We start from the raw sequence: 19,073 nt of genomic DNA, 5'->3' as shown, positions 1-19,073 counted from the left end.
CAGATTGGTAATGTCGGTTTAGCAACCAGCGGAAAACGGGGGGATGGATGCTCGCTTTGGAGCGATCGCCGGCGAAGACGGCGACCGGCCAGCAACCTCCCCAGAGTGGAGGCCAGTTCGGCCGATGAGCGTTCAGATGGACTATCGTGAGAGCACCGACCGCGCCGGCATGAGCCGCATGACGGTGCGCGAACTGCGCGACACCTTCGTGATCGACAAGCTGTTCCGGCCGGGCGAGCTGTCGCTCAGCTATCTGGAGATCGAGCGGGCGGTGGTCGGTTCGGCGACGCCGACGGACGCGGCCCTGACCCTGCCGACCCACAAGGAGCTGGCCTCGCGGTTCTTCTGCGAGCGCCGCGAGGTGGGCGTGATCAATATCGGCGGTCCGGGTTTCGTGACCCTGGACGGCGAGCGCTTCGACCTGGCCCGCCACGACAGCCTCTATATCGGCCGTGGAACCGAGGCCGTCAGCTTCGAGAGCGACGATGCGGCCAACCCGGCCAAGTTCTATTTCGTCAGCTATCCGGCCCACGCCAACCACCCCAGCAAGCGGGTGCGACGCGACGAGGCCAAGACCATCCAGGCGGGGGAGGCGACCACCGCCAACCGCCGGGTGATCCGTCAGGCCATCCGTCCGGGCATCGTCGAGACCTGCCAGCTGGTGATGGGTTTCACCGAGCTGGCCGACGGCAATGTCTGGAACACCATGCCGCCGCACACCCACCGCCGGCGCAGCGAGATCTACATGTACTTCGACACCGATCCGGGTCGGGTCATGCACCTGATGGGCGAACCGTCCGAGCCGCGCGCGGTGTTCATGGACGAGGGCGAGGCGGTGTTCTCGCCCAGCTGGTCGATCCACAGCGGGGTCGGCACCTCGAACTACACCTTCGTGTGGTCGATGGGCGGAGAGAACCTGGAATTCGACGACATGGATGTCCTGGCGGTCTCGGACCTCGGCCCGGGCTCCTGACGACAACAAGCCGACCAAAGAACAAGAACAACGCAGGAGGAAACGCCTCAAATGACCTTCAAGACGCTCCTCAAGGCGGCTGCGGCCGTCGCCATCCTGGCCGGCGGCGCCACGACCGCCGCCGCCGCGCCCCAAATGGCCGGCAAGCCGGCTGTCGTCCATGTCGCCGCCTCGTCGGTGGACGCCGCCGGCCGCAAGGTCGCGGCCTGGCAGCTGGCCCATATGGACAATTTCGACTACGTGCCGGTGAGCTCGTTCCGCAAGGACACCGAGGCCCCGCGCGACTGGATCCAGGCGGCCTTCTATATCGGCCTCTACACCTTCGCTGACGCCACCCAGGACCCGTACCTGTCGACCGCGATCCTCAAGCACGGCGAAGCCGAGCAGTGGGGCTTCGACCACCGTCCGCGCCACGCCGACGCCGACGCCACCGGCGCGGTCTGGGTGTGGGCCGCCGGCCGCACCAAGGACCAGGCCAAGCTGGCGCCCATCCGCGCCCGCTTCGACGCCGTGCTGGCCGATCCGTCGACCGTGTCGCTGGACTTCGAGCCCAAGCCGGCCAAGGGCGACCCCTACTGCCAGGTCCGCTGGTGCTGGAGCGACGCCATCTTCATGGCTCCGCCGGCCTGGGTGAGCCTCAGCAAGGTCAGCGGCGACAAGCGCTATCTGGACCACGCCGACAGCGAGTTCTGGGCGACCACCGACTATCTCTACGACAAGACCGACCACCTCTATTTCCGCGACAGCCGCTTCATCAAACGCCGCAGCGACGCGGGTCAGAAGATCTTCTGGGGCCGGGGCAACGGCTGGGCCTATGCCGGCATCGCGCGGATCCTGCAGGACCTGCCGGCCAATCATCCGAGCCGCCCGAAGTACGAGGCGATCTTCAAGCAGATGTCGGCCAAGATCGTCACCCTGCAAGGCGCGGACGGCTACTGGCCGGTCTCGCTGCTGGAGCCGCAGAAGACGCCGGAGACCAGCGGCACGGGCTTCTTCGTCTACGGCCTGGCCTGGGGCGTGAACCACGGCCTGCTGCCGCGCGCCAAGTACGGTCCTGCGATCGACAAGGGCTGGAAGGCGCTGGACGCAGCGATCGAGCCCGACGGCCGTCTGGGCTGGGTGCAGCGCGTCGGTGTCGCGCCCGACCAGGTGGGCCGCGACGACACCCAACTGTATGGCGTCGGCGCGTTCCTGCTGTCGGCCAGCGAGGTGCGTAAGCTCGCCGAAACGCGCTAGGATGGATTCGTCCAATCCCAAGCGAGGCTCGATGCGCACGGCGCCCGACCCCCAGAAGCTCTACCAGCAGGTGGCCCGCTCGATCGCGGCCTCGATCGCCGAGGGGCGCTATGTCCCCGGCGACCGCCTGCCGTCCGAGCGGGGTCTGGCCGACTCGTTCGGCGTCAGTCGGCCGACGATCCGCGACGCGATGATCGCCCTGGAGTTCCAGGGCCTGGTCGAGGCCCGTCAGGGCTCGGGCGTCTACGTCACCGCCCGGGGCAAGCCCGAGGAGGACGCCGCCGAGGCCGAGGTCAGCGCGCTGGAATTGACCGAGGCCCGCCGCCTGTTCGAGGGCGAGGCCTGCGCCCTGGCCGCCGCCGCCGTCAGCGACGAGCAGGTCTCGGCCCTGGAGCGGATGGCCCGGGATCTCGCCAACCTGGCCGCCACCGAGGACGGCGAGCGGCTGGAGCACGACTTCCACCTGGCCGTGGCCCACGCCACCCGCAACGCCGCCATCGTCGCCGCCGTCGAGGAAATCTGGACGCTGCGCCGGCAGTTCCCCGACTGCTCCAGCCAGCTGCGCCGCGTGCGCCTGGCCGATCCGGCGGGCTTTTCCGAGGATCACCACCGCATCGTCGCCGCGCTGCGTGATCGCGATCCCAAGGAAGCGCGCCGGGTGATCCATGATCACCTGAACCGCACGGTCGAGGCCCTGCTGGCCATGGCCGAGCGCGACGCCCTGGAGCGCACCCGCCGCGAGATGGCCGAACGCCGCGACGAACTGCTGCGCCGTACGACCATCTGACGTTGTCTTGGGAGGCGTTGTTCTCCCCGCGTTATTTCGCCGCACAAATCAAGGGCTTGCCGCAGCAGGCCGGCGCGTGTTCACGTCCCCCTTAAGGGAATCAGGGGGTACTGATGTCGGATAATCTCGCGCCCGCGAGCGTTGAAACGGTGCTGAAGGCGATCTCGTCGGAGATGTCGCTCGCGGCAGTGGCATGCGGGCATCTCGACGTCGCCCTGGGCAAGATTCTGGAAGTCGTTCCGGACGAGCATCGCCTGTCGGTGATGCAGGAGCTGCACACGGTCGACCTGCTGGCCCAGCACATCACGGCGCTGACCGACTTCACCGGCAACCTGTCGCAGCAGCACGGCCAGGGCGTCCTGGAGGTCAACGACTCCCTGAACGCTATCACCCTGGGCGACGTCGCCGCCCGCCTGCGCGCCTCGATCTCGGAATAGGGCGCGTCACCGGGCTGTGAAGCCGAAAACCTCGTCCTTCGACAAGCTCAGGATGAGGTTTTCGACTGAACGGTCCTGGCAGTAGTCCTCACCCTGAGCTTGTCGAAGGGCGAGGACGGCTCCGCCGACTCGAAGTCAGTTTGTCCTACGGCTGGGCCGGGGTGGTGTTGATCATCCACGGAATGCCGAACTTGTCGGTGAAGCTGCCGTAGCCCGGCGACCAGAAGGTGGCGGCGAAGTCCATGCCGACCTTGCCGCCTTCCGACAGCGCGTCGAACACCCGCTTGGCTTCGGCCGGGTCGTCGGTGTGATAGGTCACGTCGAAGCCGTTCTTCGGCTTGTCGATGTTTGGTGCGAATTCGGGCGGCATGTCCGCGCCCATGATCGCCTGGTCGCCGACTTCCAGCCAGGCGTGCATCAGCCAGTCCTTGTACTGGGCGTCGACCGGCATGTCCGGCGGGCCTTCGCCGAACGGGTAGGCGGCGGTGACCTTGCCGCCCAGGACCTGGGCGTAGAAATCGAACGCCTGGCGGCATTCGCCCTTGAAGCTGAGGCTGGTGACGATCTTCACGGTGGTCTCCTCGCTATGTCCTGGGCGCTAGGGCGGCCCGATTGCGGGCGACCCTAGCTCAGGATCATGACGGGAAACAGCAGCCCTAGGCGGTGCCGATCTTGTTGCCGTAGCCGATGACGATGGTGGCCAGGATCAGCAGGGCGATGCCGCCCCAGACGGTGGCCTTCACGGCCGGACGGGCGTCCTTCCACTCGCGCAGGGCAAAGCCCCAGACGGTGCCGAAGATGATGATGCTGGCCATGTGCAGGGTCCAGCTGGAGAAGCCGAACTTGCCCATCTGGCTCTCGCCCATCGTGTAGAAGAAGAACTGGAAGTACCAGGCGGTGCCGGCCAGGGCGCACAGCAGGTAGTTGGCCAGCATCGGCGGCTTGGCTTCGCCGGCCTCGGCGCTCTTGCCCAGCCATTGGCCCGCGCTCTTGTTGCGCACGATCAGGAAGCCGCACCAGACGCCGTTGGTCAGCAGGCCGCCGAACATGACGAGGCACAGCACCGGCAGGCCGGTCCACAGCGGGCCGGTGCCGGCCGCGGCCGACAGGGCCTTGATCGGCTCGCCAGCGGCGAGACCGAAGGCGAAGCAGGCCGACATGATCCCCGAGAAGATCGCCACGGCGACCCCCTTCTTGAAGTCGAACTCGGCGATGACGGCCTTCTTGGCGTCCTCGGAAAGGGCGGCGTCCTTGCGCGCGCCAGCCAGGGCCACGACGACGATGCCGGCGAGCGTGATGCCCAGGCCCAGCAGGATGATCCGGCCCGAGGCGTTGTTCAGCAGCTTCTCGGCGAAGTCGCCCTGGACGATCGGCGGGATCAGGGTGCCGAACACCGTGCAGAGGCCCAGCACCACCGCCATGCCTAGCGACAGGCCGAGGTAGCGCATGGTCAGGCCGTAGGTCAGGCCGCCAAAGCCCCACAGGGCCCCGAAGAGAATGCAGAGGCCGGCGATATTGCCCGGCACCTGGTGCATGACGCCCATCAGGTCCTTGGTCTGGATGGCGGCGAAGAACCACGGGGCCAGCAGCCAGGAGAAGATGCCCCCGGTCAGCCAGAACACCTCCCACGACCAGCGCTTCACGCCGCGATAGGGCACGTAGAAGCTGGCCGAGGCCAGGCCGCCCAGCCAGTGGAACAGCACCCCGAGTAGCGGATTGGGCGTCATGGTCTCTTCCCTTACTTGTCTTGCTTATGGCCGGATCAGGCGAGGTGGAACACGGTGTCCAGCGGGACGCTGACCGGCGATTTGTCGGAATTGACTTCCATCAGCGGCGCCATGGCGTCCCACCAGCGCCGCATCACCGGATGGGCGGGCAGGTCGTTGAGCCGCTCGGGCGTGGCGCACCACATCACGGCGAACAGGGCGTTCGTCTCGGGATCGTGGTGGATGGAATAGTCGGAGATGCCGACGCTCTTCAGCAGCTCGGCCAGCTCGGGCCAGAGCGCGTCGTGGCGGCGGCGGTACTCGTCCAGCCGGCCGGGCTTGAGCCGCATGCGGGTGGCGATCTTGCGCATCAGATATCCAGGCCCAGGCGGTAGAGGCGGTTGGCGTTGCGGCCGAACAGGTCGCGGCGCTCGTCCTCGCTGAAGCCGGCGGTGATGGCGGTGTAGGCGGAGAGGTGCTTGTCCAGGCTGCCGAACAGCTTGTCGGTCGGCACGTCGCTGGCGAACATGCAGCGGTCGGTCCCGAAGATGTCGATGGCGTCGAGGATGAGCGGGCGAAGCTGCTCCTCCGTCCACTGACGGTGGACGAAGCCGAAGCCCGACAGCTTGGTCGAGACGTGGGGCAGGGCGGCCAGCGCCTTCATGCCGTCGCGCCACTCGCTCTTGTCGGCGTCCACGGGCATGCCGGCGTGGTTGATCATCACCGGGGTGTCGGGATGGGCCGCGAACAGATCGATCAGGCCCAGCATCTGGCCGGGATAGCATTGCAGGTCGAACGACAGGCCGTACTTGGCCAGCAGGCCGAAGCCCGCGCGCCAGGCCGGATCGCCGGTCACGTCGCGCGGGGTGTAGGTGCGCTGGGGATCGGCGTGCCAGTTGACGATGTGGCGGATGCCGCGAACGCTGCGATGGGCGGCGTGGGCCTCCAGCAGCGCTTCAACGTCGGGCGCATCGAGGGCGGCGAAGGCGACGAGGCCGCTGGGCAGGCCGCGCTCGTCCGAGAGCGTCTGCAGCCAGCGGGTCTCGTCCAGCGCTGAGCCGCCTTCGGCCCCCGCGTCCACATGCACCGCTCCCACGACATTCCAGGCCTTCGCATCGGCCAGGTAGTCATCCAGCAGATAGGTGTGCGCGATCGCCTCGACGCTGCCGTTCGGACCATTGTCGTCGAACGGCGGCGTCAGCCAGGGATAGCGGATGCGCGACAGGTCCCACAGGTGGATGTGCGCATCGACGAAGGGCAGGGCGCCCATGGGCTTTCCTCACTTCTTTCCCTGGAGCGTGGCGGGCGCCGAAACCGGCATCCACTTTCGGCTGCCACGCTCTAGAGCGCGCCCGGTGTTCCGGGTCGCTACGCGATCAGAAGGTGGTCCGGCCGCCCGAGGTGTCGAAGGTGGCGGCGGTGGTGAAGCTGCACTCCTCGGACGCCATGAAGCAGACCATGGCCGCGCTTTCGTGGACCTCGCCCAGGCGACCCATCGGGATCTTGCCCCGCATGTAGTCGACCTGGCTCTGGGGCAACTGCTCCAGGATCGGGCTCTCGAAGGTGGCCGGGGTCAGGCTGTTGGCGATGACGCCCTTGGTGGCCAGCTCCTTGCCCAACGACTTGGTCAGGCCGATCACCCCGGCCTTCGACGCCGAATAGGCGCTGGCGTTGGGATTGCCTTCCTTGCCGGCCACCGAGGCCACGTTGACGATGCGGCCATAGCCGTTGGCCAGCATGAACGGCACCGTCTCGCGGCAGCAGTAGAAGATGCCGTTTAGGTTGATGTCGATCACGCGCTTCCAGCTGTCGACCGGGAACTCGTGCACCGGCACGGTGGCGCCGGTGATGCCGGCCGAGGCGACCAGGATGTCGATCTTGCCCAAAGCCTTGTTGGAGGCTTCGGCGGCGGCGGCGACAGCGGCCTGGTCGGAGACGTCCAGGGCCACGGTGTGGCTGGCGCCGATCTCGAGGGCGACGGCCTCAAGGTTGGCGGCGTCCAGGTCCCACAGGGCGACCTTGCCGCCCTCGGCGACGATGCGCGCGGCGACGGCCTTGCCCAGGCCCGAGGCCCCGCCGGTCACGACGGCGCAGCGGCCGGCGAAGCGATTGGCGTAGAGGCTCACTGGGCGCCGTCCTTGGACCAAGCGACGACGATCTGGCGCTGTTCGCCCAGCTTCTCGATGCCGAGACGGATTTCGTCGCCGGCCTTCAGATAGACGGGCTCGGGCTTCTGGCCCATGCCGACGCCGGGTGGGGTGCCGGTGGTGATCAGGTCGCCCGGTTCCAGCGTCATGAATTCGCTGATGTACGAGACCAGCTTGCTGATCGGGAAGATCATGGTCTTGGACGAGCCGTCCTGCTTGCGCTGGCCGTTGATGTCCAGCCACATGCCCAGGGCCTGCGGGTCGCCGACCTCGTCCGAGGTGACCATCCAGGGACCCACGGGGCCAAAGGTGTCGCAACCCTTGCCCTTGTCCCAGGTGCCGCCGCGCTCGATCTGGAAGGCGCGTTCCGAGACGTCGTTGATCAGCACGTAGCCGGCCACGTGGTCGAGAGCCTCGGCTTCGGTGACGTACGAGGCGCGCGAACCGATCACCACGCCCAGCTCGACTTCCCAGTCGGTCTTCAGCGAGCCCTTGGGGATCATGACGTTGTCGTTCGGGCCGGTCAGGCAGCTGACGGCCTTGGTGAACAGCACCGGCTCCTCGGGGATCGGCAGGTTCGACTCGGCGGCGTGATCGGCGAAGTTCAGGCCCACGGCGATGAACTTGGAGACGCCATTGACTGGCACGCCGTAGCGAGGCGAGCCCTCGACGAGCGGCAGGGTGGCCGGGTCGATGGCGGCCAGGGCCTTGAGGCTGGCCGGCGACAGCTGGGCGCCCGTGATGTCGGCCACGTGGCCCGACAAGTCGCGGATGTTGCCCTCGGCGTCGAGGAGACCGGGCTTTTCGGCGCCCTTGGGGCCGTAGCGAAGCAGTTTCATGGGTCTACGCTTTCAAGAAGATCAGCGGGCGTAAGGACGGTGCAAGCCGACCTCGCGATTGAGTTCGACGCCGAAGCCCGGCGCGTCGGAGAGCTTGAGCTTGCCGTTCACCGGAACGGGCTCGCCGATCAGCTGCGGGTGGAACATCGGCACCACCTCGTCGGCCTTCGGGGCCATCATCAGGAACTCGGCGAACGGGCTGTTATGGCGCGTGATGACGAAGTGGTAGCTGTACACGGACGAGCCGTGCGGGATCATCATCACGCCCTTGCTGTCGGCCAGGTTGGCGATCTTGATCAGCTCGGTGACGCCGCCGCACCAGCCCACGTCGGGCTGGATGATGTCGCAGCACTCCATCTCCAGCAGCATGCGGAAGCCCCAGCGGGTGGCCTCGTGCTCGCCGGTGGTGACCAGCATGCCTTTGGGCGCGTTTTTCTTCAGGTCGCGATAGCCCCAGTAGTCGTCGGGGCTCAGCGCCTCCTCGATCCACTTCAGGCCGTACTCGTGGGCCTTGTGGGCCAGCTTGGTGGCGTAGTTGAGGTCCAGCGACATCCAGCAGTCGAACATCAGCCAGAAGTCCTCGCCACAGCGCTCGCGCATGGTGGCCAGTTCCTCGATGTTCTTGCGCAGGCCTTCCTCGCCCTCGGCCGGGCCGTGGTGCAGGGGCATCTTGCCGCCGATGAAGCCCATCTGCTTGGCCAGGTCCGGGCGCGCGCCCGTGGCGTAGAAGGTCAGCTCGTCACGGACCTTGCCGCCCAGCAGCGCGTAGACCGGCTCCTGGCGCAGCTTGCCCAGCAGGTCGTACAGCGCCAGGTCGACGCCCGATATGGCGTTCACGACCAGGCCCTTGCGGCCATAGTACTGGGTGGAGAAGTACATCTGGTCCCAGATTTTCTCGACCTCGGTCGGGTCGCGGCCTTCCAGGAAGCGGGCCAGGTGCTTCTCGACGATGTAGGCGGCGGGTTCGCCTCCGGTGGTCACCGCGAAGCCGATCGTGCCGTCGGCGGCCTCGATCTCGACGACCAGCGTGCCCAGCACGTTGATACCGAACGACTGGCGGCTCTGGCGATATTCCGGATAGCGCGACATCGGCGTGGCGATGTGGTCGTCGATCCAGTGGCCGTCACCCTGGTCGTGATAGTCGGCCCCACCGCCCCGGACGACATAGGCCCGTACGGCCTTGATCTTCGGAAAACTCATTGGCGTCGACTCCCCAGGGCACGTTCTGCACGGCGCGAATGCAGGCTAGTCCCATATTTCGGGAACACTCTGGCTATTCGCGGCCGTGATCTGCAAACTCACGTCCAAAATGAAGGCCCGAAGTGATGGACTTTCATAATATGAGAGGTATGTCTAAAGAATGGAACAAGAAGCGTCAATCAAGCGCGGCGCCGCCGGTGACGGCGATGGGGACGGAAAACCGTCGGGCAGCCAGACGCTTCTGCGCGGCCTGGACGTGATCGAAGCTGTCGCCAATGGCCCGATCGCCCTGACGGAACTGGCCGAGACGCTGGGCCTGACCCGCAGCACCACCCACCGCCTGGCGGCGGCCCTGGTCGATCGCCGGATGCTGACCTTCCGTCCCCGCGAAGGGTACGGCCTGGGGCCGAAGCTGCTGGAGCTGGGCTACGCCGCCCGCGAACAGATGCACCTGCCGCAGGTAGCGCGTCCGCACCTGGAACAATTGTCCATCGCCACCAGCGACACCGTCCATCTGGGCGTGCTGGAAGGCGACCTCGCCCTCTATCTCGACAAGGTGCCGGGCCGTCGGCGGGTCGAGATCGGCTCGCGCATCGGCGAGCGCCAGCCGCTGTCGTCGACGGGCCTGGGCAAGGCGCTGATCCTGGACCTGGGCGAAGAGCGCTGGAAGCAGCTGTTCACCGCCGAGACGGGTCCCAAGGCCATCGGCCTGCCGGTCTGGCTAGAGCGGATGCGGGGCTACGCCGCCGTCGGCCGCGCCTTCGACCTGGAAGAGAACGAAGACCAGATCCGCTGCGTCGCCGCGCCTATCCGGGGCGTCGACGGCCAGACGGTGGGCGCCATCAGCCTCTCCAGCGCCGCCCAGTACATGGACGACGCCCGCATGGAGGCGCTGTCGGACGACGTCCGCAACACCGCCGACGCCATCAGCCGCGAGCTGGGCTGGAGCGAGCGGTCCCCGCGCAAGAAGTAACGAGTGACGGGCTCGTCCCGGGAAGGAAGCCAATGCTGTTGAAGGATAAGGTCGTGCTGGTCACCGGCGCCTCTGGGGGCATCGGCAAGGCCGCGGCCATCGGCTGCGCCCAGCACGGCGCGGACGTCGCGATCAACTACCACTCGGACGAGGCGGGGGCTGCTGACGCCGTCGCCCAGATCGAGGCGCTGGGTCGTCGCGCGATCGCCGTGAAGGGCGATGTGGCCGAGGCGGCTTCCGCTCCGGCCTTCGTCCAGGCGGCGGTCGAGGCGTTCGGCAAGGTCGACGTGTTCGTCAACAACGCCGGCATCTGCCCCTTCCACACCTTCCTCGACATGCCGGCCGAGGTCATGGAGCGCACCATGCGGGTCAACCTGCACGGCGCCTATTACATGGTCCAGGCGGCGGCCAATCGGATGGTCAAGCAAGGTCACGGCGGGGCGATCATCGCCGTCAGCTCGATCAGCGCCCTGGTCGGCGGCGGCATGCAGACGCACTACACGCCCACCAAGGCCGGCGTGAACTCGCTGATGCAGTCGACCGCCATCGCGCTGGGTCCCCACGGCATCCGCTGCAATGCGGTGCTGCCGGGCACGATCGAGACGGCGATCAACAAGGAAGACCTCGCCGACCAGAAGAAGCGCGACTACATGGCCGGCCGCATCCCGCTGGGCCGCCTGGGCGAGCCTGACGACCTGGCTGGCCCGATCGTGTTCCTGGCCTCGGACCTGGCCAAGTACGTGACCGGCGCGGCCCTGCTGGTCGATGGCGGCGCCTTCGTGAACCTGCAGTAGGATGACCATCGTCTCCTCGACGACGGACTTTCGGGAGGCGGCGCACCGTCGTCTTCCGAGGTTCCTGTTCGACTATATCGACGGCGGCGCCTATGCCGAGCGGACCCTGGCCCGCAACGTCTCGGACCTCGCCGACCTGTCCCTGCGCCAGCGGGTGCTGAAGGACGTCTCGCGCGTCTCGACCAAGGCCACCCTGTTCGGTGTCGAGCAGGCCATGCCGGTGGCCCTGGCCCCGGTCGGCCTGACAGGCATGTACGCCCGCCGCGGCGAGTGCCAGGCCGCCCGCGCGGCGGCCAAGAAGGGCGTGCCGTTCTGCCTGTCCACCGTCGGCGTCTGCGACGTCGACGAGGTGGCCAAGGCGTCCAGCGCGCCGATCTGGTTCCAGCTCTACGTGCTGCGCGACCGGGCCTTCATGCGCGACCTGCTGGCCCGCGCGGCCAACGCCGGCGCGACGACCCTGGTGTTCACCGTCGACATGCCCGTGCCTGGGGCCCGCTATCGCGACGCCCACTCGGGCATGAGCGGTCCCAACGCCGCCACGCGCCGGATTATCCAGGCGATGTTCAAGCCCGACTGGGCCTGGGACGTCGGGGTCATGGGCCGTCCGCACACCCTGGGCAATGTCGCCCCGGTGCTGGGCGACAATTCCGGGCTCGAGGACTTCATGGGCTGGCTGGGGGCGAACTTCGACCCGTCCATCCAGTGGAAGGACCTGGAGTGGATCCGCGAGGTCTGGAAGGGCCCGCTGGTCATCAAGGGCGTGCTGGATCCCGAGGACGCCAAGGCCGCCGCCGACATCGGCGCGGACGGCATCGTGGTCTCCAACCACGGCGGTCGGCAGCTGGATGGCGTGCTGTCTTCCGCACGAGCCTTGCCGGCCATCGCCGACGCGGTCTCCGACCGGCTGACCATCCTGGCCGACAGCGGCGTGCGCTCGGGTCTGGACGTGGTGCGGATGCTGGCCCTGGGCGCGCATGGCGTGCTGCTGGGCCGGGCCTGGGTCTACGCCCTGGCCGCCCGAGGCGAGGCCGGGGTGACACAGCTGCTCGACCTCTTCGAAAAGGAAATGCGCGTGGCCATGGCCCTGACCGGGGTCAACAGCGTGGCCGAGATCGACCGTTCGATCCTGGCCTGACGCCACGCCGATAACGACAAGTTCGGGAGTAGACGATGAAGCGCGTTCTGATGGCCGGCCTCGCGGCCGCCTGCCTGGCTACCTCTGCCTTCGGCCAGCCGATCGACCGCCATGCGCTGGTCAGCCGGCACGACGTCAAGCTGACGGCGGTCGATCCATCGTCGCCGCTGATGGTCGGCAACGGCCAGATCGGCTTCACCGCCGACATCACCGGCCTGCAGACCTTCCCCGAGGCCTACAGCAAGATCGCGCCGCTGCTCACCGAGGCCCAGTGGGCCTGGCACGCCTTCCCGAACCCCAATCACTACACCTACGCGGATGGCACCACGCCGATCGACGTGCGCGGGACCAAGCAGCCCTACGCCTATATGGACTGGAACGACGGCGTGACGCGGCCGGCCCTGGTCTGGCTGCGCGAGAACCCGCACCGCTTCTCGCTGGGTCGCGTGGCCCTGGACCTGCGCGACAAGGCCGGCCAGCCGGCGAAGTTCGAGGACGTGAAGCAGACCGAACAGACCCTGGACCTGTGGAGCGGCGTGCTGACCAGCCGCTTCACCTATGACGGCGAGGCTGTGACCGTCCGCACCCGGGTGCACCCGACACTGGACATGATCGTGGTCGACATCGACTCCGTCCTAGTCGAGCAAGGCCGCCTGAAGCTGTCGGTGAAGTTCCCGGGCGTCTCGTCGAACCTGAACCCCGACCCGTCCGACTGGACCCATCCGGAACTGCACACCACCAAGGTGACCGGGGAGGCGGCGACCCGCCTCGACGTCTCGCGCCAGCTGGACGAGACCCGCTATGTCGCCGCCCTGCAGGCCGATCGCGCGGCCGACTTCACGGCCGCCGGCCCGCACGCCTTCGTCGTCGCGCCCAAGGCCAAGGGCCGCACGCTGGGCTTGGAGGTCGCTTTCTCGCGGGCGCCTCTGCCCAAGCAGCTCCCGAGCGTGACCGTCGCCGACCAGGCCACGCGGGCGCACTGGAAGAGCTATTGGACGCAGGGCGCGGCCGTGGACTTCTCGGGCAGCACCGACCCGCGCGCCGCCGAACTGGAGCGCCGCGTGGTGCTGTCGCAGTACCTGATGGCCCTGAACGGCGCCGGCGAGGTCCCGCCGCAGGAGGAGGGGCTGTTCTCCAACAGCTGGAACGGCAAGTTCCACCTCGAGATGCACGCCTGGCATTCGGGCCAGTTCGCCCTGTGGAACAAGCCCGAATATCTGGAGCGCAGCCTGCCCTGGTACATGGGCCACCTGAAGGACGCCAAGGCTCGCGCCGCCAGCCACGGCCTGAAGGGCGCGTGGTGGCCCAAGATGGCCGGCCCCGACGGCGTCGACAGTCCCTCGAAGGTCTCGCCCTTCATCATGTGGCAGCAGCCGCATCCGATCTGGATGTCCGAGCTGATCTGGCGCGACAAGCCGACCAAGGCGACCCTGGCCAAGTACGGCCAGCTGGTCTCCGAGACCGCCGACCTGCTGGCCAGCTTCCCGCACCGCGACGACAAGGGCCGGTTCATCCTGGGTCCGCCGATCATCCCGGTGCAGGAGAACTACGACCCGCTGACTACCTTCAACCCGGCCTTCGAGCTGGAATACTACCGCTGGGGCCTGGAGACGGCGCAGCAGTGGCGGGTCCGCGCGGGTCTGGCCCGCAAGCCCGAGTGGGACGCGGTGATCAAGGGCCTGGCCCCGCTGGCGGTGAAGGACGGCCTCTATCTTCCGGCCGAGTCGGTTCCCGACTTCTGGACCACCGCCCAGAGCAAGGACTGCTCCAAGCACGCCATCGATCCCAAGTGCATGAACCGCGACCACCCCTCGTTCCTGATGGCCTATGGCCTGATACCGGGGAAGGCCGATCCGGAGACCATGCGGCGCACGCTGCGGGCCGTGGAGAGCGACTGGGACCTGCGCCAGACCTGGGGCTGGGACTATCCGATGATCGCCATGACCGCCGCCCGCCTGGGCGAGCCGGACAAGGCCGTCGACTGGCTATTCTACGAGGCCAAGAACAACAAGTTCGGGACCTCGGGCATGACGCCGCGCGTACACCTGGACGAGCACGCCCAGGCCTTCGTGCCCAAGACCGTGGTGTCGGGCGGCCAGATCGTGCCGGACAACGAACCGGTCGGTCCGGATGGCCCCGGCTATCGCCGTGCGGCCGAGACCTACTTCCCGTCGAACGGTTCGCTGCTGGCGGCCGTGGCGATGATGGCGGGCGGCTGGGACGGCTCCAAGGGCTCGGCGCCGGGCTTCCCGAAGGACGGCAAGTGGTCGGTGAAGGCCGAAGGCTTCAAGCCGATCCCGTAGCCTCAACCACCACCTCCGTTTCCCCGGGGAAAGCCAACCCCGGGGCCCAGATGCAAGAGCGCCCGCGATCCGGATGGGATCGCGGGCGTTTTTGCATGCGCCTCACAGCCATACGATCTGGGCCCCGGCTTTCCCCGGGGAGACGGAAGAAGGACCTATTTGGCCAGGCTGTTCACGTACTCTTCGATGTTCGTGTAGCCGTCGCCGTCGCGATCCTTCGCCGCGTCCGACGGGTCCTTCGGGTTCAGCTTGTGAGCCGTCTCCCAGGCATCGGGCATGCCGTCGCCGTCGGTGTCCTTCGGCGCGGCGGTCGAGGCGCCTTCGAACCAGCCGCCGACCTCTTTCTGGCTGTTGATGATCTTGCCGGTGCGGTCGACCACGCTCTTGACCACGCGCGCATCGATCGGGTCGCGCTTCACCGAGGCGCCGGCCTTGGCCAGCACGGCCTTGTAGGCGTCGGGAGCGCTCTGGGTGACGACGTCGCCGAACGGGAAGGGGGTGTCGACCACGTGCTCGCCGGGGGCGTTGGACGAGGCCAGCACCAGGCTCTTCTGATCGGCGACCAGCTTGTCGTCCATGTAGTTGCCGGCGAAGTGGGTCAGGCCGCTCTTGTTGCGGATGTAGAGCGCCAGCGGGCCGCCGGTGTTGGCGCCCTGGATGTAGTAGTTGGCGACGAAGTTGGAGTGGGTGGTCGAGTTGGTGTTCAGGTCCTCGCCCGCCGCGAACTTCGAGGCGTTGTCGGGACGGCCGTAGAACGGGTCCATCGAGTAGCCGCGGCTCACCCCCGGCTCCCAGTTGTAGAAGTCCGTCGTGGCGCCCTGGCCCCAGTTGTAGAAGACGTTGTTGCGGAAATCCAAGGTGATGCCGACGGTGTCGTCCTTCACGCCGGCATAGTTGCCGATGCGGGGCATGCGCGCCTCGTGGTGGGCCCACAGGTTGTGGTGGAAGCTGTACTTGGCCCCGAACGAGCCCTGGATCAGGCTGCCATAGCCGTGCTCGCCCTTCTCGTGGATCGAGTGGTTCAGGCTCTCGGCGATCAGCGACCACTGGATCGTGACGTTGGTCAGGTGCTTGACCTCGGGCGTGACCTTCTGGGTCACCGACAGGCTCTCGTCGATCGACCAGCCCGACGAGATGTGGTCGAGGATGATGTCCGAGCCGCCGCCCAGCGAGATCGAGTCGTCTTCCTTGCCGGCCACGTCGCCGACGCGGACGTGCAGGTAGCGGACGACCACGTGGTTGGCGTGGATCAGGAACTGGGCGTCGCGCAGGGTGACGCCGTAGCCCGGCGCCGTCTGGCCGGCGATGGTGATCCGGTCGTTCTTGATGTGCAGGTCGCTCTTCAGTGCGATCACGCCGCCGACGTCGAAGACCACGATGCGCGGACCGTCGGCCTCGACGGCGGCGCGCAGGGATCCCGGACCCGAGTCATTGAGGTTGGTGACCTTGATCACCCGACCGCCACGGCCGCCCTCGGCGAAGCGACCGAAGCCTTCCGCGCCGGGAAACGCCAAGGGCTTGCCGCTCGTTTCAGCCGCCATGGCCGAATTGGTAAATCCAGCAAGAATGCCAGCAAAAACAAACGCCTTTTGCCAGTTCATGGTCGTTTCCTCGTTTCACCTAGTTAGCCGGTATGCCCGGAAAAACATCAGATTGGTAATACCAGAGTTGCAGGTTTTCGCGATCTGTTGCAAGGTGTGAACAACGGTTCCACTATTTGAGATTTCGTGGAACTTCAACGACACCGGTGTCAAACCGGTTGAGGGGAGAAACCATGACCTCGACCACATTCCGTAAACGCCTGATGGCCACCAGCGGCGCCCTCGCCGTTTCGCTGCTCGCCGTCGCCGCCGCGCACGCCCAGGAGGCCGTCGCCACCGCGCCGCAGCAGAGCGCTCCGGCCGCCGAGGACTCCTCGCAAGTCGAGCAGATCGTCGTCACGGGCTATCGCTCGAGCCTGAGCAAGGCCCTGGGCGTGAAGCGTCAGAACATCGGCGCGGTCGACGCGATCCTGGCCGAAGACATCGCTGCCTTCCCGGACCAGAACCTGGCCGAGGCCATCCAGCGCCTGCCGGGCGTGACCATCGACCGCGTCGGCGGCGAGGGCCACCAGATCACCGTCCGCGGCCTGAACGCCGACTTCACCCGCGTCCGCATCAACGGCGTGGAAGCCATCGCCACGGGCGGCGGCAACCGCAGCCGCGGCTTCGACTTCAACGTCTTCGCCTCGGAGCTGTTCAACAGCATCACCGTGCGCAAGACCCAGTCGGCCGACATCTCGGAAGGCTCGCTGGGCGCCACGGTCGACCTGCAGAGCGGTCGTCCGTTCGACTACAAGGGCTTCAAGGCCGCCGCCTCGGCGGAAGGCAGCCTGAACAGCATCACCGACCGCGTCCTGCCGCGCGTCGCCGGTCTGGTCAGCTGGTCCAACCCCGACCAGACCTTCGGCGTCCTGGCCTCGGTGGCCTATTCGAAGCGCCAGCCGGTGGCCGAGGGCTTCAACACCACCCGTTGGCAGGGCGGCGACACGACCGACAACTTCGCCAGCTGCTCCAAGTGCACGACGCCCGAAGAGCTGGCCAAGGTCCAGAACGCCTTCTATCCGCGCATCCCGCGCTACACCGCCTCGAAGATCGACTCCGAGCGCCTGGGCCTGACCTTCTCGACCCAGTGGCGCCCGAGCTCGAAGGCCGAGCTGACGCTGGACGTCCTCTATTCGGACCTGAACCAGTTCACCGAGAGCCCGAACCTGGAAGCCATCTCGTTCAGCCGCTCGAACGCGGCCGGCGTGAACGCGACGATCGTCCGCGACTACGCGCTGAACGACCGCAACACCTTCACCTACGGCGTGTTCGACAAGGTCGACGTCCGTTCGGAGAACGGCACCCAGCGCGACCACACGACCTTCAGCCAGGTGACTCTGGCCGGCAAGTACGAGTTCACCGACCGTCTGCGCGCCCAGGCCCGCATCGGCGTGGCCAACTCGGACTATCGCATGCCCGAGCAGATCTCGTTCCAGCTCGATCGCAACGACGTCAACGGCTACACCTATGACGGCCGCCAGAACGACCGTACGCCGATCATCACCTACGGCTTCGACGTCACCAACCCGGCGCTCTACACGCTGACCGAAATGCGTTCGGCGGTGCAGACCTCGCTGAACATCAACCGCACCGCCAGCGGCAACGTCGAGTTCGACGTCGACGAGCACCTGAAGCTGCGCGGCGGCATCGACGCCCAGCAGTACGTGGTCAAGTACCGCGGCGCGAACCGCAACCAGGTGCTGAGCGCGGCCAATCAGATCGTCGGCGTTGGCGCCTTCTCCAAGGTGGTCAAGTTCGGCCGCGACTTCCCGTTCCCGGGCGGCGACCAGTCCTATGTGGTGGCCGATATCGACAAGGCGCTGGCCGCCACCAAGCTGCTGAGCTTCCCGCTGGTCACCCAGCTGGGCGACACCCGCGATGTGTCGGAAGACGACCTGTCGGGCTTCGGCCAGGCGGTGGTCGACGCCACCGTCTTCGGCGGCATGCCGCTGCGTTCGGACTTCGGCTTCCGCGTGGCCCACACCAAGGTCACCTCGCAGGGCTTCATCGCCGCCAACAATTACATCACGGCCAAGAACGACTACACCGACGTCCTGCCGTCGATGAACATCACGCTGGAGCCGCGCGACAACTTCATCCTGCGCGGCGGCGTCGCCAAGGTCATGGCCCGTCCGACCCTGGCCAGCCTGACGCCCGGCGGCTCGGTCAGCGCCACGACCCGCACGGTCACCTTCGGCAATCCGAGCCTGGAGCCGTTCCGCGCCACCAACTTCGACCTGGCGGCCGAATGGTACTTCGCGCCGGAGTCGCTGCTGTCGGTGGCGGTGTTCTACAAGAAGATCGACAGCTTCATCGCCAGCAAGACCAGCCGCGCCGTCTACAACACGCTGGGCCTGCCCGAGAACATCATCACCAGCGCCGGCGCCGTGGGCACCGACATCTTCGACGTCACCAACCCCTATAACGGCGCGGGCGGCTGGCTGAAGGGCGTCGAGTTCCAGTACCAGCAGCCGTTCAACTTCCTGCCTGACGCGCTGCGGGGCTTCGGCTTCATCGGCAACTTCACCTATGTCGATTCCGAGGTGAACTACGGCACCGACGCCGCGCCGAACTACAACACGCTGACCGGCCAGTCGAAGACCACCGCCAACGCCACGCTCTACTTCGAGCGCGGCAAGTTCACGGCCCGCACCTCGCTGGCCAAGCGCTCGAAGTTCCTGACGGGCTATCCGGGTTCGAACGGCAACAACATGGCCGGCACCCACGGCAGCACGTATTACGACTTCTCGTCGAGCTACAAGCTGCGCGACAACTTCGTCATCACCCTGGAAGGCATCAACCTGGGCGACGCGTTCACCGACGCCTATGTCGACACCAACAACCGCGTGAGCGACTACCGTCACACCGGCCGCGAGATCCTGCTCGGCGTCCGCTGGACCTACTAGCCGCTTCCTCTCTTTCTAGGCCTCCTCCCTGAGGGCCTGGGGCGGTCCTTTTCC

General features: G+C 67.1%; 17 protein-coding genes. 9 read left to right on the top strand and 8 right to left on the bottom strand.

The genetic code is table 11. From position 1 onward, the window contains the following. The first annotated feature begins 124 nt into the window (after positions 1 to 124). From kduI to AC07YH_RS07150, 4 genes are all read left to right on the top strand, one after another. Positions 125 to 973 (top strand): 5-dehydro-4-deoxy-D-glucuronate isomerase, encoded by an 849-nt coding sequence (gene kduI / locus AC07YH_RS07165; protein WP_494746300.1) that lies wholly within the window; start codon positions 125 to 127, stop codon positions 971 to 973. A gap of 51 nt (positions 974 to 1,024) precedes the next feature. Further along, entirely contained in the window at positions 1,025 to 2,209 is a 1,185-nt protein-coding gene (locus tag AC07YH_RS07160) for a glycoside hydrolase family 88/105 protein (RefSeq protein WP_494746299.1), read from the top strand. A 31-nt stretch (positions 2,210 to 2,240) separates the two neighbouring features. Continuing rightward, positions 2,241 to 2,996, top strand: a complete 756-nt coding sequence (locus AC07YH_RS07155; RefSeq protein ID WP_494746298.1) for a FadR/GntR family transcriptional regulator — start codon at positions 2,241 to 2,243, stop codon at positions 2,994 to 2,996. Between the two features lie 113 nt (positions 2,997 to 3,109). Beyond that, positions 3,110 to 3,433, top strand: coding sequence for a DUF8776 family protein (locus AC07YH_RS07150; protein ID WP_494746297.1), 324 nt, complete (start codon positions 3,110 to 3,112; stop codon positions 3,431 to 3,433). 145 nt (positions 3,434 to 3,578) lie between these two features. On the opposite strand, the gene AC07YH_RS07145 is transcribed toward AC07YH_RS07150, so the two are convergent. The 7 genes from AC07YH_RS07145 to rhmD all read right to left on the bottom strand — a co-directional run bounded on the left by AC07YH_RS07145 (position 3,579) and on the right by rhmD (position 9,325). Next, positions 3,579 to 4,004 (bottom strand): VOC family protein, encoded by a 426-nt coding sequence (locus AC07YH_RS07145; protein ID WP_494746296.1) that lies wholly within the window; start codon positions 4,002 to 4,004, stop codon positions 3,579 to 3,581. Positions 4,005 to 4,089: 85 nt separating this feature from the next. Further along, on the bottom strand, positions 4,090 to 5,160 hold the full coding sequence (gene rhaT / locus AC07YH_RS07140; protein ID WP_494746295.1) for an L-rhamnose/proton symporter RhaT: 1,071 nt from the start codon (positions 5,158 to 5,160) through the stop codon (positions 4,090 to 4,092). A 35-nt stretch (positions 5,161 to 5,195) separates the two neighbouring features. Then, a complete protein-coding gene (locus tag AC07YH_RS07135) occupies positions 5,196 to 5,510 on the bottom strand; it encodes an L-rhamnose mutarotase (RefSeq protein ID WP_494746294.1) in 315 nt (104 codons plus the stop codon). Next, a complete protein-coding gene (locus AC07YH_RS07130; RefSeq protein WP_494746293.1) occupies positions 5,510 to 6,409 on the bottom strand; it encodes an amidohydrolase family protein in 900 nt (299 codons plus the stop codon). Before AC07YH_RS07130 ends, AC07YH_RS07135 begins: the two co-directional genes overlap by 1 nt. A 106-nt stretch (positions 6,410 to 6,515) precedes the next feature. Continuing rightward, positions 6,516 to 7,265 carry an SDR family NAD(P)-dependent oxidoreductase gene (locus tag AC07YH_RS07125; RefSeq protein WP_494746292.1) on the bottom strand — a complete coding sequence of 250 codons (750 nt, stop codon included), beginning with the start codon at positions 7,263 to 7,265 and terminating at the stop codon, positions 6,516 to 6,518. Further along, on the bottom strand, positions 7,262 to 8,125 hold the full coding sequence (locus AC07YH_RS07120) for a 2,4-didehydro-3-deoxy-L-rhamnonate hydrolase (protein WP_494746291.1): 864 nt from the start codon (positions 8,123 to 8,125) through the stop codon (positions 7,262 to 7,264). Before AC07YH_RS07120 ends, AC07YH_RS07125 begins: the two co-directional genes overlap by 4 nt. A 21-nt stretch (positions 8,126 to 8,146) precedes the next feature. Beyond that, complete coding sequence (gene rhmD / locus AC07YH_RS07115) at positions 8,147 to 9,325, bottom strand: L-rhamnonate dehydratase (RefSeq protein WP_494746290.1); 1,179 nt, start codon at positions 9,323 to 9,325, stop codon at positions 8,147 to 8,149. Positions 9,326 to 9,485: 160 nt separating this feature from the next. On the opposite strand from rhmD, the gene AC07YH_RS07110 reads away from it, so the two are divergent. From AC07YH_RS07110 to AC07YH_RS07095, 4 genes are read left to right on the top strand one after another with little or no spacing between them, the layout of a single operon-like run. Further along, complete coding sequence (locus tag AC07YH_RS07110) at positions 9,486 to 10,298, top strand: IclR family transcriptional regulator (RefSeq protein WP_494746289.1); 813 nt, start codon at positions 9,486 to 9,488, stop codon at positions 10,296 to 10,298. Between the two features lie 32 nt (positions 10,299 to 10,330). Then, entirely contained in the window at positions 10,331 to 11,092 is a 762-nt protein-coding gene (lra1, locus tag AC07YH_RS07105) for an L-rhamnose 1-dehydrogenase Lra1 (RefSeq protein WP_494746288.1), read from the top strand. A gap of 1 nt (position 11,093) precedes the next feature. Then, positions 11,094 to 12,227, top strand: a complete 1,134-nt coding sequence (gene lldD, locus AC07YH_RS07100; RefSeq protein WP_494746287.1) for an FMN-dependent L-lactate dehydrogenase LldD — start codon at positions 11,094 to 11,096, stop codon at positions 12,225 to 12,227. Between the two features lie 35 nt (positions 12,228 to 12,262). Then, a complete protein-coding gene (locus AC07YH_RS07095; RefSeq protein ID WP_494746286.1) occupies positions 12,263 to 14,530 on the top strand; it encodes a hypothetical protein in 2,268 nt (755 codons plus the stop codon). 155 nt (positions 14,531 to 14,685) lie between these two features. Here the strand turns inward: AC07YH_RS07095 and AC07YH_RS07090 are convergent, their stop codons facing one another. After that, positions 14,686 to 16,071 carry a pectate lyase gene (locus AC07YH_RS07090; protein WP_494746285.1) on the bottom strand — a complete coding sequence of 462 codons (1,386 nt, stop codon included), beginning with the start codon at positions 16,069 to 16,071 and terminating at the stop codon, positions 14,686 to 14,688. 233 nt (positions 16,072 to 16,304) lie between these two features. Between AC07YH_RS07090 and AC07YH_RS07085 the strand changes: the two genes are divergently transcribed. Further along, positions 16,305 to 19,019 (top strand): TonB-dependent receptor, encoded by a 2,715-nt coding sequence (locus AC07YH_RS07085; RefSeq protein WP_494746284.1) that lies wholly within the window; start codon positions 16,305 to 16,307, stop codon positions 19,017 to 19,019. The last annotated feature ends 54 nt before the right edge of the window (positions 19,020 to 19,073 follow it).

It is taken from the genome of Caulobacter sp. GW456-12-1-14-TSB4, from assembly GCF_059424195.1.
Note: the sequence above shows the minus strand (reverse complement) of the source record. Positions and strands in the feature narration are given on the sequence as shown.

Excerpts from the sequence above, each read along its gene's own strand:
- AC07YH_RS07135 (WP_494746294.1), bottom strand. The coding sequence starts at position 5,510 with ATGCGCAAGATCGCCACCCGCATGCGGCTCAAGCCCGGCCGGCTGGAC.
- rhmD (WP_494746290.1), bottom strand. The coding sequence starts at position 9,325 with ATGAGTTTTCCGAAGATCAAGGCCGTACGGGCCTATGTCGTCCGGGGC.
- AC07YH_RS07150 (WP_494746297.1), top strand. The coding sequence starts at position 3,110 with ATGTCGGATAATCTCGCGCCCGCGAGCGTTGAAACGGTGCTGAAGGCG.
- AC07YH_RS07110 (WP_494746289.1), top strand. The coding sequence starts at position 9,486 with ATGGAACAAGAAGCGTCAATCAAGCGCGGCGCCGCCGGTGACGGCGAT.
- AC07YH_RS07085 (WP_494746284.1), top strand. The coding sequence starts at position 16,305 with ATGACCTCGACCACATTCCGTAAACGCCTGATGGCCACCAGCGGCGCC.
- rhaT (WP_494746295.1), bottom strand. The coding sequence starts at position 5,160 with ATGACGCCCAATCCGCTACTCGGGGTGCTGTTCCACTGGCTGGGCGGC.
- AC07YH_RS07160 (WP_494746299.1), top strand. The coding sequence starts at position 1,025 with ATGACCTTCAAGACGCTCCTCAAGGCGGCTGCGGCCGTCGCCATCCTG.
- AC07YH_RS07155 (WP_494746298.1), top strand. The coding sequence starts at position 2,241 with ATGCGCACGGCGCCCGACCCCCAGAAGCTCTACCAGCAGGTGGCCCGC.
- AC07YH_RS07120 (WP_494746291.1), bottom strand. The coding sequence starts at position 8,125 with ATGAAACTGCTTCGCTACGGCCCCAAGGGCGCCGAAAAGCCCGGTCTC.
- AC07YH_RS07090 (WP_494746285.1), bottom strand. The coding sequence starts at position 16,071 with ATGGCGGCTGAAACGAGCGGCAAGCCCTTGGCGTTTCCCGGCGCGGAA.
- AC07YH_RS07130 (WP_494746293.1), bottom strand. The coding sequence starts at position 6,409 with ATGGGCGCCCTGCCCTTCGTCGATGCGCACATCCACCTGTGGGACCTG.
- lra1 (WP_494746288.1), top strand. The coding sequence starts at position 10,331 with ATGCTGTTGAAGGATAAGGTCGTGCTGGTCACCGGCGCCTCTGGGGGC.
- AC07YH_RS07095 (WP_494746286.1), top strand. The coding sequence starts at position 12,263 with ATGAAGCGCGTTCTGATGGCCGGCCTCGCGGCCGCCTGCCTGGCTACC.
- lldD (WP_494746287.1), top strand. The coding sequence starts at position 11,094 with ATGACCATCGTCTCCTCGACGACGGACTTTCGGGAGGCGGCGCACCGT.
- kduI (WP_494746300.1), top strand. The coding sequence starts at position 125 with ATGAGCGTTCAGATGGACTATCGTGAGAGCACCGACCGCGCCGGCATG.